The organism is Xanthomonas sp. NCPPB 4467 (genome assembly GCF_041475665.2).
In the GTDB taxonomy this organism is placed as follows: domain Bacteria; phylum Pseudomonadota; class Gammaproteobacteria; order Xanthomonadales; family Xanthomonadaceae; genus Xanthomonas; species Xanthomonas dyei.
On record NZ_CM191260.1, the window covers coordinates 4,477,007 to 4,493,112 of the forward strand.

At 65.8% G+C, this 16,106-nt stretch carries 12 protein-coding genes and 1 pseudogene; 6 read left to right on the forward strand and 7 right to left on the reverse strand.

Annotated elements, in window-relative coordinates; genetic code table 11:
* Positions 1-85: 85 nt before the first annotated feature.
* The 4 genes from ACCQ06_RS19470 to ACCQ06_RS19485 form a co-directional block, all read right to left on the reverse strand.
* Positions 86-1,525: a UdgX family uracil-DNA binding protein gene (locus tag ACCQ06_RS19470; protein WP_316692694.1), complete on the reverse strand. Its 1,440-nt coding sequence runs from the start codon at positions 1,523-1,525 to the stop codon at positions 86-88.
* A gap of 327 nt (positions 1,526-1,852) precedes the next feature.
* Positions 1,853-3,097, reverse strand: a complete 1,245-nt coding sequence (locus ACCQ06_RS19475) for a putative DNA modification/repair radical SAM protein (RefSeq protein WP_228323616.1) — start codon at positions 3,095-3,097, stop codon at positions 1,853-1,855.
* A gap of 222 nt (positions 3,098-3,319) precedes the next feature.
* Positions 3,320-4,126, reverse strand: coding sequence for a DODA-type extradiol aromatic ring-opening family dioxygenase (locus ACCQ06_RS19480; protein ID WP_316688781.1), 807 nt, complete (start codon positions 4,124-4,126; stop codon positions 3,320-3,322).
* Positions 4,127-4,166: 40 nt separating this feature from the next.
* Entirely contained in the window at positions 4,167-4,577 is a 411-nt protein-coding gene (locus ACCQ06_RS19485) for a DoxX family protein (RefSeq protein WP_228323617.1), read from the reverse strand.
* A 106-nt stretch (positions 4,578-4,683) separates the two neighbouring features.
* On the opposite strand from ACCQ06_RS19485, the gene ACCQ06_RS19490 reads away from it, so the two are divergent.
* The 5 genes from ACCQ06_RS19490 to ACCQ06_RS19510 all read left to right on the forward strand — a co-directional run bounded on the left by ACCQ06_RS19490 (position 4,684) and on the right by ACCQ06_RS19510 (position 11,257).
* A complete protein-coding gene (locus tag ACCQ06_RS19490; RefSeq protein ID WP_228323618.1) occupies positions 4,684-5,580 on the forward strand; it encodes a LysR family transcriptional regulator in 897 nt (298 codons plus the stop codon).
* 328 nt (positions 5,581-5,908) lie between these two features.
* Complete coding sequence (locus ACCQ06_RS19495) at positions 5,909-6,478, forward strand: flavodoxin family protein (protein ID WP_228323619.1); 570 nt, start codon at positions 5,909-5,911, stop codon at positions 6,476-6,478.
* Positions 6,479-7,123: 645 nt separating this feature from the next.
* Positions 7,124-8,119: an aldo/keto reductase gene (locus tag ACCQ06_RS19500; protein WP_316688782.1), complete on the forward strand. Its 996-nt coding sequence runs from the start codon at positions 7,124-7,126 to the stop codon at positions 8,117-8,119.
* Between the two features lie 223 nt (positions 8,120-8,342).
* Entirely contained in the window at positions 8,343-9,038 is a 696-nt protein-coding gene (locus tag ACCQ06_RS19505) for a glycosyltransferase (RefSeq protein ID WP_316688783.1), read from the forward strand.
* A 149-nt stretch (positions 9,039-9,187) separates the two neighbouring features.
* Positions 9,188-11,257: a M13 family metallopeptidase gene (locus tag ACCQ06_RS19510; protein ID WP_316692696.1), complete on the forward strand. Its 2,070-nt coding sequence runs from the start codon at positions 9,188-9,190 to the stop codon at positions 11,255-11,257.
* A 313-nt stretch (positions 11,258-11,570) separates the two neighbouring features.
* Here the strand turns inward: ACCQ06_RS19510 and ACCQ06_RS19515 are convergent, their stop codons facing one another.
* Positions 11,571-12,491 (reverse strand): oxygenase MpaB family protein, encoded by a 921-nt coding sequence (locus ACCQ06_RS19515; RefSeq protein ID WP_316688784.1) that lies wholly within the window; start codon positions 12,489-12,491, stop codon positions 11,571-11,573.
* Between the two features lie 522 nt (positions 12,492-13,013).
* Here ACCQ06_RS19515 and ACCQ06_RS19520 point away from each other — a divergent pair.
* A pseudogene (locus ACCQ06_RS19520) lies at positions 13,014-13,701 on the forward strand (hypothetical protein).
* Positions 13,702-13,932: 231 nt separating this feature from the next.
* Here ACCQ06_RS19520 and ACCQ06_RS19525 read toward each other — a convergent pair.
* Both ACCQ06_RS19525 and ACCQ06_RS19530 read right to left on the reverse strand, forming a co-directional pair.
* The gene (locus ACCQ06_RS19525; RefSeq protein WP_104615012.1) at positions 13,933-15,528 is read right to left on the reverse strand and encodes an APC family permease; all 1,596 of its coding nucleotides are present in this window, start codon (positions 15,526-15,528) and stop codon (positions 13,933-13,935) included.
* Positions 15,529-15,712: 184 nt separating this feature from the next.
* A complete protein-coding gene (locus tag ACCQ06_RS19530) occupies positions 15,713-16,096 on the reverse strand; it encodes a hypothetical protein (protein WP_104615011.1) in 384 nt (127 codons plus the stop codon).
* Positions 16,097-16,106 lie beyond the last annotated feature (10 nt).

A 16,106-nucleotide genomic window follows, 5' to 3' on the forward strand; every position in this document is an offset into this window, starting at 1 on the left:
CGGTAACGAGGTCGCCGGCATGCCGGCGACCTCACTTGGTGTCTTGTTCTCCGACACCATGCGCGTGCATTTGCACGCGCTTTTTTTATGCCTTGGAAAGATCGCTTGCCGCACCCGGCGGCGCCAACAACTGCCGCAGGTCCTCCACAAAGCCGCGATAGCCTTCTTCGCGCGCCTCCTCGGAGCCTTGTCGCAGCACCCAGGACGGGTGCACGGTCGCCAATACCGGCGTGCCGTCGTCCAGGCGTTGCCACTGCCCACGCTGCTGCAGTAAGCGAAAGCCCGGCCCCAGCACCGCTTGCGCGGCGGTCGCCCCCAGACAGACGATGTGCGCGGGCCGCAGTTGCGCACGCTCGGCATGCAGCCAGCCACTACATGCCTGCACATGCGCACGCTCCGGATTGCGATGCAGGCGCCGCTTGCCGCGTTGCTCGAAACGGAAATGCTTGACCGCATTGGTCACGTACAACACCTGACGGTCCACACCCAGCTCGCCGAGCGCCATGGTGAACAGACGCCCGGCCGGGCCCACGAACGGACGCCCGCTCAGGTCCTCTTCGTCGCCGGGTTGTTCGCCGATGACCATCACCGATGCATTGTCCGGCCCTTCGCCGAACACCGTCTGCGTCGCCGGTTGCCACAGCTCGCAGCGGCGACAGTCGCGTGCGGCCGTGCGTAGCTGCGCCAGACTTTGCGTTGCAACTTCCACGGCGGACGCGGGCGCCACCGGTACGCGCCGCCGCACCGGCTCGGGCGCACGCTCGGCCATCTCGCGCACCCGCACACCGGCCTCGCGGATCAACTCCGGCAGCAGCGCCGCTTCGGGCAGGTTTTTCCAGTATTTCTGCGGCATTTCCTGCCGCATCATGGTGGGGTTGAGCCGCGCAGGATTGAAGATGTGCGCGTAGTACGTGCGCCACAGGGTTTCCTGCGCGTCGTCGGCCGGCACCTGCGACCGTACCGCCGCATCGCCGAACGTCAACGCCTCGCCATCCCAGCGCACGCTGCGGTACGGCGTGAGGATCGCCCACTGCATGCCGGCAAACCGCCGCGCGAAGAACGGCGCCACCCGATCCACGATGCAGTGCTCGGGTTCGAACCAGGCCACGAAATCTTCCTCTTCTCCAGGCAACCGCCGAAAGCGCACGAATGCCTTCATCTTGTGGGTGTCGCGCTGCACCGCCTTTTGCCATTGCCGAAGGCGGTGTACATCCACATCGGTGGCGCGCTCCAGCAGCGCCTTTTCGCCGGAGGCGATTCGCCACAACAACCGGTACAGCACCGCGTGCCGCTGTGGATCGCGATGGCACAGCACCGATGCAGCCAGCTGCATGAACTCCGCCGACACCCGCGGCGGCGGCACGGTCGCCGGCAACTCCAGCAACCCCTGCCCCATCAACAACCCGCCCTGTGCCCCACCGTTCCATGCCACATCGTCCGGCTGCACCTGCGCGCACCACGCTGCCCGCGCAAGCGTACGCCACGCCTCGAAACTCCACGGTGGTTCGACCTCAGCGCTGAACATCATGTCCACCTGACCTCAAGATTTCCGATCCGGCTGTCGCTTCGTCGCCGGCACTCTGGTTGTGTCTTGCATCTGTATTGCTGCTTTTTTTGCAGTTGGTATCGCTTCGTCGCTCCCGCGCAGGATCGCATCAGGCGATGGCGGTGTTGGTGACGTTTGCCAACACAAAAGTCGCCCGCGCCGCAAGGCGCCCAAACTCGTGGAGCAGGGATTCGGCGACCGAGGTTGGGGATTCGTGGCAGCAATCAGGAACGTCCAGGTCATACCTGCGGGCGCCCCCTCATCCGCCCTTCAGGCACCTTCTCCCGATGGGAGAAGGCAGGCGCATCAATCGAACAAACTTGCCTGCCGCGGCGCAGGCGCCAACTGCGCGCGCAACCGCGCCGGATCGTCCAGGCGCTGGCGCGGATGATGGTCCAGCACACTCACAAACGGCAGCAGCTTCTTCATCGGCACCCGCAGCCGCGCCAGGTCGCCCACCCGCAACCGTGCATGCCGGCGCGACAACAGCAGCCGCTCCACATTGCGGGTACCCAACCCTGGCACCCGCAACAACATCTCACGCGGCGCCACATTCAGATCCACCGGAAACCGCTCCGGATTGCGCAGCGCCCAGGCCAGCTTGGGGTCCACATCCAGGTCCAGCATGCCGCTGGATTGTGCAGGCGCGATTTCCTCCACCGAAAATTCGTAGAACCGCAGCAACCAGTCGGCCTGATACAGCCGGTGCTCGCGCTGCAACGGCGGCGCCTGCAACGGCAGCTTGGACGATGCATCCGGGATCGGGCTGAAGGCCGAGTAATACACCCGCCGCATGCGGTAATTGCCGTAGAGATTGTGGCTGGCATCCAAAATGGCGCGGTCGTTGGCATCGTCGGCGCCAACGATCATCTGCGTACTCTGGCCTGCCGGCGCAAAGCGCGGCGGCTTGGCCCGGCGCACCTTTTCGGACTTGCGCTCCAGCTGGTTTTCTTCGATGCGCCAACGCAGCTCGCCCATCGCCGAGCGAATGCCGCCAACGCTTTTTTCCGGCGCAAGCAAGGTCAGGCCCTGCTCGGTCGGCAACTCCACATTGATGCTCAGACGGTCCGCATAGCGGCCGGCCGCAGCCAGCAGCTCGGGCGCGGCGTCGGGAATGGTCTTGAGATGGATGTAGCCGGCAAAACGATGCACCTCGCGCAGCTGCCGCGCCACTTCCACCAGCTGCTCCATGGTGTAGTCGGAGTTGCGGATGATGCCGCTGGACAGAAACAGGCCTTCGATGTAATTGCGCTTGTAGAAATCCAGCGTCAGCGTGACCACTTCCTCCGGCGTGAAGCGTGCGCGGCGCACATTGCTGGACACGCGATTGACGCAGTACGCGCAGTCGAAGATGCAGAAGTTGGTCAGCAGGATCTTCAGCAGCGACACGCAGCGGCCATCGGGCGTGTACGAGTGGCAGATGCCCATGCCCTCGGTGCTGCCGATGCCGCCCGTGCCCAGCGAATTGCGCTTGTTCGCGCCGCTGGAGGCGCACGAGGCATCGTATTTGGCGGCGTCGGCAAGGACGGCGAGCTTGTCGAGGAGTTTCACGCGGGCAGCATGCAGCGAGGGCGTCTCAGCCTATGAGACTGTGCCGCAGCAGATCGTGAATGCTTCAGAGCGCTGCGGCGGCGATGATGCCGTCAGCGCTGTTGTGAAGCGTGATGCCTTATTGCGGCCTCACCGTAATGACGCAGTAACCGCCGTCATCTCGAGCGCTGCCGTCATCGCCACAGTGCCGCCACGAAGGCGACACTCGCGTCCACAACCCGATCAAGCGGCAATCGCCGCATCGCCGTCGAAGCGATACAGATCCATCGCCAGAACGCCCTGATCGATCCCGGCATCGATCCGCTGCGCACCGAGCTGGTCGCTGCCGGCCGCACCCATCGCGACATAGAGCGGCAGCAGGTGCTCGTCGCTGGGATGCGCGCGCTCGGCGTACGGCGCCTGGCGGCGATAGTCGAGCAGCGCGGGGATGTCGTTTTGCAGCAGCTTGCGCTCGGTCCATACGATGAAGGGCCGCACATACGGCGCCTCGCGTTCCACGCTATACCCGTGGCGGAAATCGTGCAGGTTATGGGTGATGCTGCCCGAGCCGATCACCAGCACGCCGTCGTCGCGCAACGGCGCCAGCGCGCGTCCCACCGCAAACTGGTGGGCAGGGCCAAGCTCGGGCTGGATCGACACCGACACCACAGGGATGTCTGCCGCCGGGTACAGCAAACGCAGCGGCACCCACACGCCGTGATCGAAGCCGCGTTGCGGGTCGAGCTGCGGATGCAGGCCGGCCTGTTCCAGCCGGCGGGTGAGCTGCTGCGCCAGCGCAGGCTCGCCGGGGGCGGGATACTCCAACTCGTATAACGGCGCAGGAAAACCGCCGAAGTCGTGAATCGTCGGCGGCCGCGCGGCGCCGCTGACCAGCGGGCGGCGGCCTAACCAGTGCGCGGTGGCGATGAAGATCGCGCGCGGCTGCGGCAATTGCTGGCGCAGTTCTTCCAGGCGCAGCCCGACCTGGCCCGGCTGCAACGCCGTCATCGGCGATCCGTGCGAGATATACAGCGATGGCATGCGGCTCATGCGTGGCTCCTTGAAATGACAGGCGTCGAAATGACAGGCATCAGCGCGCCGGCTTCAGCGCAAATGCGCCATCGCCCAGCAGCGCTTGGACGACCAGCAACACCGCCCACAGCGCCGGGTACTCCCAACCGCCGCCGGGGTTGGAGAAACCGAACCCGTTGGCGCCATGCACGCTGACGATGGCGCCCAGCAGCAGCGGAATGCCCAGCAGCGCCACCCAACGCGCGTAAAGGCCCAACAGCAACGACAGGCCCAGGCCGAGTTCCAGCGCCATGCTGAGGTAGGCCAGCGCGGCGGGCAGGCCCAACGACTGGAAGTCGCGCACGGTGCCGGCCGGGGTGAACACCAATAGCTTGGTCAGGCCATGCACCAGGAACGGGGCGCCCAGACTGATGCGCAGCAGCGCCGCGCCGTAGGCGGCCGTGCGAGGCATGGCGAGGTAACTGGACATGATGGGCATTCCACTGAAGACCGGCACAGCCTATTAGCTACCGAAATCTGATAAATACGTTCCATTCGGATAATTTATTGCAGCTAAAGAAATAATCGGAGTACCCATGGATACCCTCGATGCGATGCGCGTGTTTACCGCGGTGGCCGAACGCAGCGGCTTCAGCGCCGCGGCCGATGCGTTGGACCGCTCCACCGCCAACGTCACTCGCCAGGTCGCCGCGCTCGAGCAACGCCTGGGCACGCGCCTGCTCAACCGCACCACGCGGCGGGTCAGCCTGACCAGCGCGGGCACGGCGTATTACCAGCGGTGCCTGCAGTTGCTGGCCGACCTGGACGACCTGGAAGCCACCATTGGGGCGCAAGCGCTGGAGCCATCCGGGGTGCTGCGGGTCAATGCGCCAGTGAGTTACGGGATCGAGCGTTTGGGCGCGCTGCTGCCCGGCTTTCGCGCACGCTACCCGCAGGTGGAACTGGACCTGTCGCTGTCCGACCGCCTGGTCGACATGGTCGAAGAAGGCTTCGATGTCGCCATCCGCATCACCCGTCAACCGGCGCCGATGCTGATCGCGCGGCAGCTGGGCAAGGTGCGACTGCTGACCTGCGCAGCGCCGGCCTATCTGGCGCGCGCCGGCACACCGAAGCACCCGTCCGACCTGGCCGGCCACGAATGCCTGCTGTACCAATACTCGCCCAGCGGCGACGAGCTGCGTTTCCATGGCCCGGATGGCGATGTCACTGTGCGCATCCACGGCGGGCTGCGCGCCAACAACGGCCATGTGCTCAATGCGGCAGCGCTGGCCGGCCAGGGCATCGTGATGCAGCCGGACTTCCTGGCCGATGCGCATATCGCCAGCGGCCGCCTGGTGCGCCTCCTGCCCGCTTACGAACTTGGCGAGATCGGCATCTTTGCGGTCTACGCCAGCCGCAGCCATCTGGCGCCGAAGGTGCGCAGTTTTATCGACTACCTGCTCGAGTGCCTGGCCGAGCCGGCGGCCGGCTGACCGCGGTCGGCAACACTCACCAGCACTCGTCGGTTGGTGTGGCGACGCACGCAGCCGGAGCCTGGCACACGCCACACCTGGCGCCGGCTGCTGGCCGAAGCGGCGGGCAACACGCGTCAGCGATCGTCAGCTGGCGTGACGGCGCGCGCATACCGGCATGCATGAATAGCCTCTCCGCACCGAGCGCCGGCTGCGCCGCCTGGTGGCCGTGCAGTGCTTGTATTGGCCGCCCCAAGCGGCCCCGGCAACAGTTCGTCCCGCACGTGGTCATTCATCTGTCGCGGCCGGTGTGCACACAATCGGCCTCCCTCGTCCAACAGGAGCGTCCATGAGCAAGATTGCCATCGTGTATTTCAGCGGCTACGGCCACACCGTCAAGCAGGCCGAAGCCGTGCATGCAGGGGCCGCCAGTGTCGGCGAGGCCACGCTGTACCGCATCGACCAGGACGGCAACCTGCCCGACGAGGCCTGGGAGGCGATCGGCGCAGCCGACGCGATCATCTACGGCAGCCCCACCTACATGGGCGGGCCGGCCTGGCAGTTCAAGAAATTCGCCGATGCCAGCTCCAAGCCGTGGTTTGCGCAGGCGTGGAAGGACAAGGTGGCCGCCGGCTTCACCAACTCGGCCTCGGTGAACGGCGATAAATACGCCACCATCCAGTATTTCTGGACCTTGTCGCAGCAGCACGGGCAGGTCTGGGTCGGCACCGGTCTGCCGCCGTCCAACACCAAGGCGCACGGGCCGCAGGACATCAACTGGACCGCCGGTTGGGGCGGTGCGCTGGCGATCTCGCCCTCGGACGCCTCGCCCGACGAAGCCCCGCGCAGCGGCGATCTGGAAACCGCAAAACTGCTTGGCAAGCGCGTGGCCGAGTTCGCCAACAAGCTCAGGGGCTGAGGCCAGCATCGCAGCGCCCGCGCGGTTGGGCCGGCTTGAGGCGGCTCGATACGCGCGGACATTGGTTTGTTTGACGGTGCGGTTGCCGCCGTGGCGCCGAGAGCAGGCGTGCAGGTTGGCCGATGTCGTTGGCATTGACTGCGTTGCGTGACCACGCTGGAGGATCGCTGGGGCTGCGCGCACTGCACTCAGTGATGACCAGATCGCAGGGCAATGCGCAATAACGCCGTGTATCGGCGACAGCGTGACGAGTGCGGCAACATCGCACGCGCAGTCTTCGGCATCAGGCAAGACGGCACCAGTCAAGGGTGCCGATTGCAGGGTCTGTAACGCGTCGCGCGATGGGCGATACGGCAAGCGCAACCAGACGCAGGCGTTGTGTGTCGCCACAGGTCATCGAATGCCGCAGCGAACGCTGCTCACTACACGACGCTGCCGTGTAACTCAGTGCCATCAACAACTGGCCCCTTGCTCAGCGCAGCAGCTGTTAAATCCGTGGGAACCGCGGTGCAGCGCTGCAATTCCCAAGTAACAGGCATCGTCCCCCTCCTCACCGGCCTCGAGCATTCGCGCGTGGGCCACATCGCGCTAACGTGCGCCGCGCCACTCTCCCCGCCTACCTCGCTGCACGGAGCTTCCCCCAGCATGCAAACCCGCACACTTGGCCGATCCGGCCCCACCGTTTCCGCACTCGGCCTTGGCTGCATGGGCATGAGCGCGTTCTATGGCGATCGCAGCGATGAGGCCACCTCGATCGCGGTGATCCATCGCGCACTCGACCGCGGCATCAGCCTGCTCGACACCGCCGACATGTATGGGCCGCACACCAATGAAGTGCTGGTGGGCAAGGCGATCGCATCCCGCCGGCACGAGGTGTTTCTGGCCACTAAATTCGGCATCAAGCTCGACCCCAACGACCCGTCGGTGCGCGGCATCGACGGCAGCCCGGCCTACGTGCAGTCCGCCTGCGAGGCCAGCCTGCGCCGTCTTGGCGTGGAGCACATCGATCTGTATTACCAGCACCGCGTGGATCCCAACGTGCCGATCGAAGACACCGTCGGTGCGATGGCGCGTCTGGTCGAACAGGGCAAGGTGCGCTTTCTCGGGCTGTCGGAAGCGGCCGCAGCCACCATCCGCCGCGCACACGCCGTACACCCGATCACCGCAGTGCAGACCGAATATTCGCTATGGTCGCGCGAGCCGGAAGACAACGGTGTGTTCGCCACCGTGCGCGAGCTCGGCATCGGCTTCGTGCCGTACTCGCCGCTGGGCCGCGGTTTTTTCACCGGCGCGTTCTCATCGCCCGACGACTTCGACGCGGACGATTACCGCCGGCATTCGCCGCGTTTTCATGGCGACAACTTCACCCGTAACCTGCAGCTGGTCGAGCAAGTCAAGGCGATCGCCGCCGACAAGGGCATCACGCCCGGGCAACTGGCGTTGGCCTGGGTGCTGGCGCAGGGCCAGGACCTGATCCCGATCCCCGGCACCAAGCGTGTGGCCTATCTGGACGAGAACATCGCCGCGCTGGAGGTGGCACTGATGCCTGACGAGCTGGCGCGCATCGATGCGATCTTCCCGGCGCAGGCCGCGGCCGGCACGCGTTACCCCGAAGCCATGATGGGCGCGCTCAACCGCTGAGCCATGACCGCGTGGCCACAGCGATCGCTGCGGCCACGCGCTGGCAACTGAAAGCCTCTGCATACAGTGCCTGCACGCACAAATACGGGCGGCAGACATGCGCGCACCGCCCCCGGCGGCCACGTCCGGCTGAGCACGGTATGGCTATGCCGATCGCACGCACTCACGCCATCGCATCGCACCTGCTTGCACACTGGGCGCACCATCGCACACACCGCGCCCAATGTTGTCTTTCGTGATTCCCGCGCACAACGAGGCTGCACTGATCGGCGAAACGCTGCAGTGCCTGCATGCCTGCGCACAGGCGATGCAGCTGGACTACGAAGCGATCGTGGTGGCCGATGCCTGCGAGGACGACACCGCACGCATTGCGCGCGATAACGGTGCGCAGGTGCTGGAGGTCGAGCTGCGGCATATCGCCGCCACCCGCAACGCGGGCGCGCAGGCCGCACAACGCGAGCGCCTGCTGTTTCTGGATGCCGACACCTTGATCAACCCGCAGGTGGTCGGCGCCGCATTGGCTGCGCTGGATGCTGGCGCGGTGGGTGGCGGTGCGCAGGTGCATCTGCAGGGCAAGCGGGCCTGGTTCGAACGCGTCGCGCAAGCGGCGTTCGGCTGGTTTTTCCGCGTTGCCGGCATCGCGCCCGGGTGCTTTCTGTTCTGCACGCGCGTGGCCTTCGTCAGCGCCGGCGGCTTCGATACGCGGTACTACGCCGGCGAAGATGTGGCGTTGAGCCGCGCACTGGCGCGGTGCGGGCGCTTTGTGATCCTTCGCCAGACCGTCCACACCTCCGACCGCAAGCTGCGCAGTTTTTCCAAGCGCGAGCACCTGGGCCTGCTGCTGCGATTTGTGTGGCGCGGCCGCCGCATGCTGCAGACCCGCGACGCGCTGGGCTTCTGGTATCAGCGACGGCGCTGAACCGAGCGTGTCCGCGGCACGTCAGGATGCCGCGCCACCTGCCCTCAGATCGGGACGTGGCAGCACATGCCACTTACACTGCGATCCTTGTTCTTGTCTCCGAGTTGCGCCGCATGGCTTCTTTGCACCGCCCTGTCCTGATCGCTGCCATGGCTGCTGCGGCATTGACCACCGCAGCCTGTCACCGCGATGGCATGGCTCCAGCGGCCGACACCCGCACCACGCCCGCTCCCAGCACGCCCAAGCTCGGTGATTTCGGCTTCGATATGGCGGGCATGGATCGCAGCGTGGCACCAGGCGACGACTTCTTCAGTTACGCCAGCGGTAACTGGGTCAAGACCACGCAGATTCCCGACGACCGCTCCAGCTTCAACAGCTTCGTCGGCATCGCCATCGACACCGAGCGCCACAGCCGCGACATCATCGAAGGCGCCGCCGCCAACGACCGCGTCACCGGCGAAGACAAGCAGATCGGCGACTATTACGCCGCCTACATGGACGAAGCCAGCATCGAGGCCAAGGGCGTGCGACCGGTGCAACCGGAGCTGGATGCCATCGCGCAGCTGGAAGACAAGCAGGCGCTGGCACGCACCCTGGGCGGGCAACTGCGCGCCGATGTGGACCTGCTCAACTCGACGAACTTTTACACCGACCGTCTGTTCGGCCTATGGGTGTCGCAGGATCTGCACAACCCCGGCCGCTACGCGCCGTACCTGGTGCAAGGCGGCCTGGGCATGCCCGAGCGCAGCTTCTATCTGGACGGCGGGCGCATGGCGCAGCTGCGCGACGCCTACCGCGCCCACATCGTCAGGGTGCTGGAACTGGCCGGCATCGACGATGCACCGGCCAGGGCCGAGCGCATCCTGGCCCTGGAAGTCGCAATCGCCCGCGTGCACGCCACACCCGAGCAGACCAACAATGTGCAGGCGGGCGCAAATGCCTGGAAACAAGCCGATTTCGCGCGTCATGCGCCGGGGCTGGACTGGGCGCTGTTCTTCGATGCCGCCGGCCTGAAGGCGCAACAGGACTTTATCGTGTGGCAGCCGCAGGCCGTGCGCGGGTTATCGGCGCTGGTGCGGTCCGAGCCGTTGCACACCTGGAAGGACTATTTGCGTTTTCGCGCGCTGGATCGTGCATCGCCGTATCTGTCCAAGGCATTTGCCGATGAGCGGTTTGCGTTCTACGGCACCACCCTGGAAGGCACACCGCAGCAGCGCCAGCGCTGGAAGCGCGGGATCGATGCCACCAACGCCGCATTGGGCGAAGCGGTCGGCAAGCGCTACGTGCAGAAGTACGTCAGCGCGCAAACCAAGACCCGCGCCGAAGAGATGGTCAAGAATCTGATCGCCGCGTTCGGCAAGCGCATCGACGCGCTGGAATGGATGACGCCGGAGACCAAGCAACATGCAAAGGCCAAGATCGCCGGATTGACGGTGGCGGTGGGCTACCCGGACAGCTGGCGCGACTACAGCGCGCTCGATGTGCGTCGCGACGATGCGCTGGGCAACGTGGAACGCGCCGGTCTGTTCGAGTACCGCCGCAACATCGCCAAGCTGGGCAAGGCGGTCGATCATCGCGAGTGGTACCTGCTGCCGCAGGAGGTCAACGCACTGAATGTGCCGCTGGAAAACCGCCTGCTCTTCCCGGCCGCGATTCTGCAACCGCCGTTCTTCGACCCCGCCGCCGACGATGCGGTGAACTACGGCGCGATCGGCGCGGTGATCGGGCACGAAATCAGCCATAGCTTCGACAACATGGGCGCACTATTCGACGAACACGGCGAGCTGCACAACTGGTGGACGCCGCAGGATCTGAAGAAATTCGAGACCGCCGGCAATGCGCTTGCCGCACAGTTCGGCGCCTACAAGCCGTTCGACGATCTGGCGGTCAACGGCAAGCTGACGCTGGGCGAAAACATCGCCGACGTCGCCGGCCTGGCCACCGCGTACGACGCCTACCAGTTGTCGCTACAGGGCAAGCAGCCGCAGACCATCGATGGCTTCAGCCCCGATCAGCGCTTTTTCCTGGGGTTTGCGCAAGCCTGGCGTGGCAAGTACCGCGACGCCGCGCTACGCAACGCCGTGCTCACCGATGTGCATGCGCCCGGGCGTTTTCGCGCGCAGACCGTGCGCAATCTGGATGCATGGTACCCGGCCTTCGATGTCAAGCAGGATCAGCAGCTGTATCTGGCGCCGGAACAGCGGGTCAAGATCTGGTAAGTGCTGGCGTTGGTCGTGTGAGGCGGCGATGTAAACGCGACTGTCAGCGTGCCTGCCGTCATCGGACGGTCATGCTGCTCACTCTGCCGTCGCCCGCAACGCCGACTGTGCAGTAGGTTGCAGTGTCGGCCTGATGTCGGCCCGACATGCCTGGCGTTGTCGCTCCACGCGCGCCATTCCTCACCCAAACGCATCTCTCGGGGGAGAGGGGTTGGGGTGAGGGTCGGTAGTCGCGGCGATGTAACCGCACCCGCAGCACCATGCAGCACTAAACCAGCACGCAAGCCACACACAACTCCCACCTGCCAAACCGCTACTCAGGCCACTGCAGCAACGTCGCCGGTTCCAACTGCATGCGCCTGCAGGCGCGGGCCGATAAGCCATCGCGCAACGCGGTGCGGAACAGCGGCGACAAGCTGCGCAGCAGGCGGGCGGATGCACGAGCCTGTGCGCGTTGGGTGGTGGTGCGGCCCAGCATGTCGCTGGCCCAGCCCGGCAACAACGCAGTGCCGGCGCCGAGGAACACACCGCGCGACAGGCCTGCCGCAGGCACCGGCAGCTGGATGCTGGTGAGGATGTCGAGCACCTCGCGCGAACGTGCATCCATGCGCAGCTCGCCGCGCACCGACGCAAAATACGCATCTACCTCGGCCTCGCTGGCGGGCACGTCGGTGGCGCCCAGGGCTTCGGCCACGCGGCGCGCTTCGTCGTAATAGCGGTCGGCGATTGCGCCCGGCACATCGCGGCAATAGCGTCGGCAGCCTTGCAGAAACCCATAGGCTTCGGTGACATGCACCCAGGTCAGCAGCGCCGGATCGTTGGCTTCGTACGGCACGCCATCGGCAGTGTGGCCGCGGATATGCGAATGGATACCGCGCACGCGCGCGATCAGCTGCTCGGCTTCGGCCTGCGGCGCGTAGGTCGTGCCGGCGACGAAGTTGGTGGTGCGTCGCAGCCGGCCGACCAGGTCGGCGCGGAAGTTGGAGTGGTCGTAGACCCCGGCCAGCGCGCGCGGGTGCAACAGTTGCAGCATCAATGCGCACAACCCGCCGGACAACATGCCGGGAAATTCGGAGTGCACGCGCCAGGTGACGCTATCGGGCCCGAAGATGCCGGGGTCGCCCAGCGGCTGATCGTATTCGATGGTGCTCTGTCCACGCGGAAACGCGCCCAGCACCCAGCGGCGGATCTGTTCGGCGGCGGGGGCAGTCAGGGTTCGCAGGACGGCAGACATGCCGCCATGATACGGGTGCGTCTGCACGATCACGTCAGCGCGCGTCCGGTCTGGCACAGGCGCCTCATCCGCCGGTCAGGCGCAGACGTGCGCCGCCGTTCCTCGCAGGCGAGCCAGCGAGCACGCACAGGCGTTTGTGAAGCGCCAACGGGGTGCTGAGCAATCGCCAGAAAGACGCAGGCGATGCGGAAGGAGCCAACACACCCGTGGCAGTCCCGGCTCCGTACACCCGCAGCGCCCGCCCGGCGGCGGTGCCGTCGTTTTGGTGGACGCTTACAGGCAACTAAGGTGCCGTCCAATCCATCGCCCACACGTCGGCCAGGCACGCGACTGCCGCACTGCCAGGTGTGCAGTGCAACAAGAGTGGCGACGCAAGGCACGCGCGATCTGGCGCTATCGCGGCCAAACCAGCTGAATTCAGCGTTTTGTGCACGGGTGCGCAACTTTGCGCGGTCACAGGTTCGCCGCAGGCATTGCCATGCACGGCGAAAGTGCTAGAACTAGGGCCGTCCGACATCGGCCCTGCATCGCAAGGCGCGTCGGTCGCTCCAGGGCACCGGCCAGCGCCGGTGCAGCACGTCGTTCGCCAGCCATCCGTCAGGAGCTTGTCATGATCGCTTTGTTCCAGGGTTTAGGCCTGCTATTGCAGGACAACGCACTCCATCGGCGCTCCTTCGATGAGCAGGTCGTCTATTGGCGCGACAAGACCGATGCGCAGCTCGACGAAGAGCTCGATCTGCTCAAGGTCGCCAAGAAACAGTGGGTGATCGCCTCGATCATCGGCTGGCAGGCGATTTCGCTGGTGCTGCTGGGCGTGATCACGCATCAGCTGTGGCAGAACGACTACCACCTGACCTTCAGCCGCGTGGTGATCATCTTTACCTCGTGGGCATCGATCCTGTTCATCATGTGGTACATCGCCGACCTGTTCGACCACAGTGCCGGTTTCGAGCGCTGGTTGCGCGCGTTCAATAGCCGCGCGCGGGTGACACCGGATGCCGACTCGGTCGAGTGCGTCGCCGACGCGCTGGACATGACGCGCCGCTACCCGGAAGTGCTGCGCTACAAGCAGGAAGTGACCTCCAAGCGCGAGCTGCGCCACGAGGACATCGTCAACATGCGTGAGATGGGCCGCCTGCGTCGCTACACCGAATTGCTGCGCGATCTGGACCGTTTCGATGGCGCGCCACGGTTGGTGGCCAACGCCTGATACACCGCTGCAGCGATGGATGTCGCTGCAGCACGCACCTGAAAAATGATTCCAGACAAAAACGGCCGGTGCGCACTGCACCGGCCGTTTTTTCTCATTGCATCGCGGCGAACGTGGCAGCGCGATCGGCCGGCAAGGCCATCGCAGGCGGAAACACCGCTGCGATCAAGCCCCGCCAAGCACTGCCTCTGACGCAGAGCCGCACTCAATCGGTACGGCCGCGCACCCCACTCAAGCCCGCGCCACCGCCTGCTCCACCGACGGGGTGCGCCAGCCGCTGCGGACGCCCCAGATGTAGAACACCACGCCAACTGCAGCGACCACCGCCAGGTCGGTGCCGTAGCTCAGGTAGCCATGGCCGCCGAAATCGCTGCTGCCGGCCCAGGACAGCAGCGCAATGATCGGCAGGTAGCAGATCATCCAGGCCGCGCCCTTGAGGTTGCGGCGCAGATCCGGCCAGCCCTGCTTGGCCTGGTAATAGCAGTACACCGGCAGCGCCACGACCATCAGCAGGATGATCTCGCCGGTCAGCGGCCAGCGCGCCCAGTACAGCAGTTCGGTCGCCATCACGAACGCGACGCCAGCAAGCACCGGCAAAGCGGCGATGCGTAGCGGGCGATGCAACTCCGGCGCGTGGCGACGCAGCGCCATCGCACTGATCGGTCCGGTGAGATAGGAAATGATCGTCGCCACCGAGATCACCGCCGCCAGCGTGCCCCAGCCGCGGAAGAAGAACAGGAACACGAACGACACCGCCAGGTTGAAGAACATCGCCATGCGCGGCACGCCCCACACCGGGTGCAGCTTGCCCAGCGCGGCCGGCATGGTGCCGTTCTTTTCCATGCCGTAAACCATGCGCGCGGTGGTGGCGGTATAGGTGATGCCGGTGCCGCTGGGGCTGACGAACGCATCGATGTACAGCAGCATCGCCAGCCAATGCAGGTTGACGATGATGGCCAGCTCGGCGAATGGCGAGCGGAAATCGATGCCGTGCCAGCCGGCCTTGGCCAGCAGATCGGGCGGCACCGCGCCGATATAGGCCACCTGCAGGATCACGTAGACCACCGTGGCCAGCGCGATCGAACCGAGCACCGCGAACGGAATGCTGCGCCCCGGGTTGCGCGCTTCGCCGGCCAGGTTCACCGGGCTCTGGAAGCCGTTGAAGCTGAAGACGATGCCGGCGGTGGCCACCGCGGTGAGCACCGCCGCCAGGTCGAGCACATGGGCATCGCCATGGATGCCGACGCTGAAGTTTTCGCTGTGGAAGCCGCTGGCGATCAAGGCCACGCCGGTCGCCGCCGGCACCACCAGCTTGAACACGGTGATCAAGGTGTTGGAGCGCGCAAACAGCTTGACGCTCCAGAAATTGAGGAAGAAATACACCAGCACCAGCACCGCCGAAATCAGCAGCCCGGGCACCGACAACTCGCCAGCCCCGCCAGGTGCCTGCACATACAGACCCTGCGCCCAGGCCCACGGCCAGGAGGCCATGTATTGCACCGAGGCTTCGGCTTCGACCGGGATGACCGAGACGATTGCGATCCAGTTCGCCCAGCCGGCGATGAAGCCCACCAGCGAGCCGTGCGAATAATGGCTGTAACGCACCATGCCGCCGGATTCGGGGAACATCGCGCCCAGTTCGGCGTAGGACAACGCGATGGTGGTGATGATCGCCGCGCCCAGGATCCAGGCCCAGACAGCGCCCGGACCGGCCAGCCCGGCCGCGCGCCAGGCGCCGAACAGCCAGCCGGAACCAATGATCGAGCCCAGCCCGGTGAGCATGAGCGCAAAAGGGCCGACGTCGCGGCGCAACGAATGTTCGGACATGAAAAGCCTGGCAGTGATGGCGCCGTGACCCGGCAACAAGCCGGTAATGATCGCAGATGCGACCGCTTGCCGTCAGTGCGTATTCAGGCACGCTACGAGAATGCCGGGCGACACCGCGCGCCCCTAAGCCCTGATCGCCGATGTTGCAGCGATCAGGCGACGACGCGACGACAGACGCTGCGGCCTACCCGTGGCACTGCGCAGCGGGCGCATCGCGGCCCACGCAGGTGTGCGCCGCGGCCGGAAGGCCGCGCAGCGCACGCACCTGGCCTGGCAGCAGCGCAAAGCTGTCCAACGTCTTGCGCGCACACGCCGGCGCCGGTGTGCTGCCGCTAGACGCGGCGGTGGGTGTGGCAGCCGGACACTGCTCTTCATAGATCAGGTAATGGCACTGGCCGCTGCTGCTGGCCAGGCAGTGCACATTGGTCTCGGCGTCGGTGACCTGGGTCTTGCTGAAAAGCACGTCGCGGCCATCGCTGGTGGCGCGAGTGATCGAGGTGGTGCCGTTGCGTTCGTGGCAGCCGGCCAGGGCGAGCAGGCAATACACCAGGGAGGCGATCAGGCGCATGGAGGCAGTC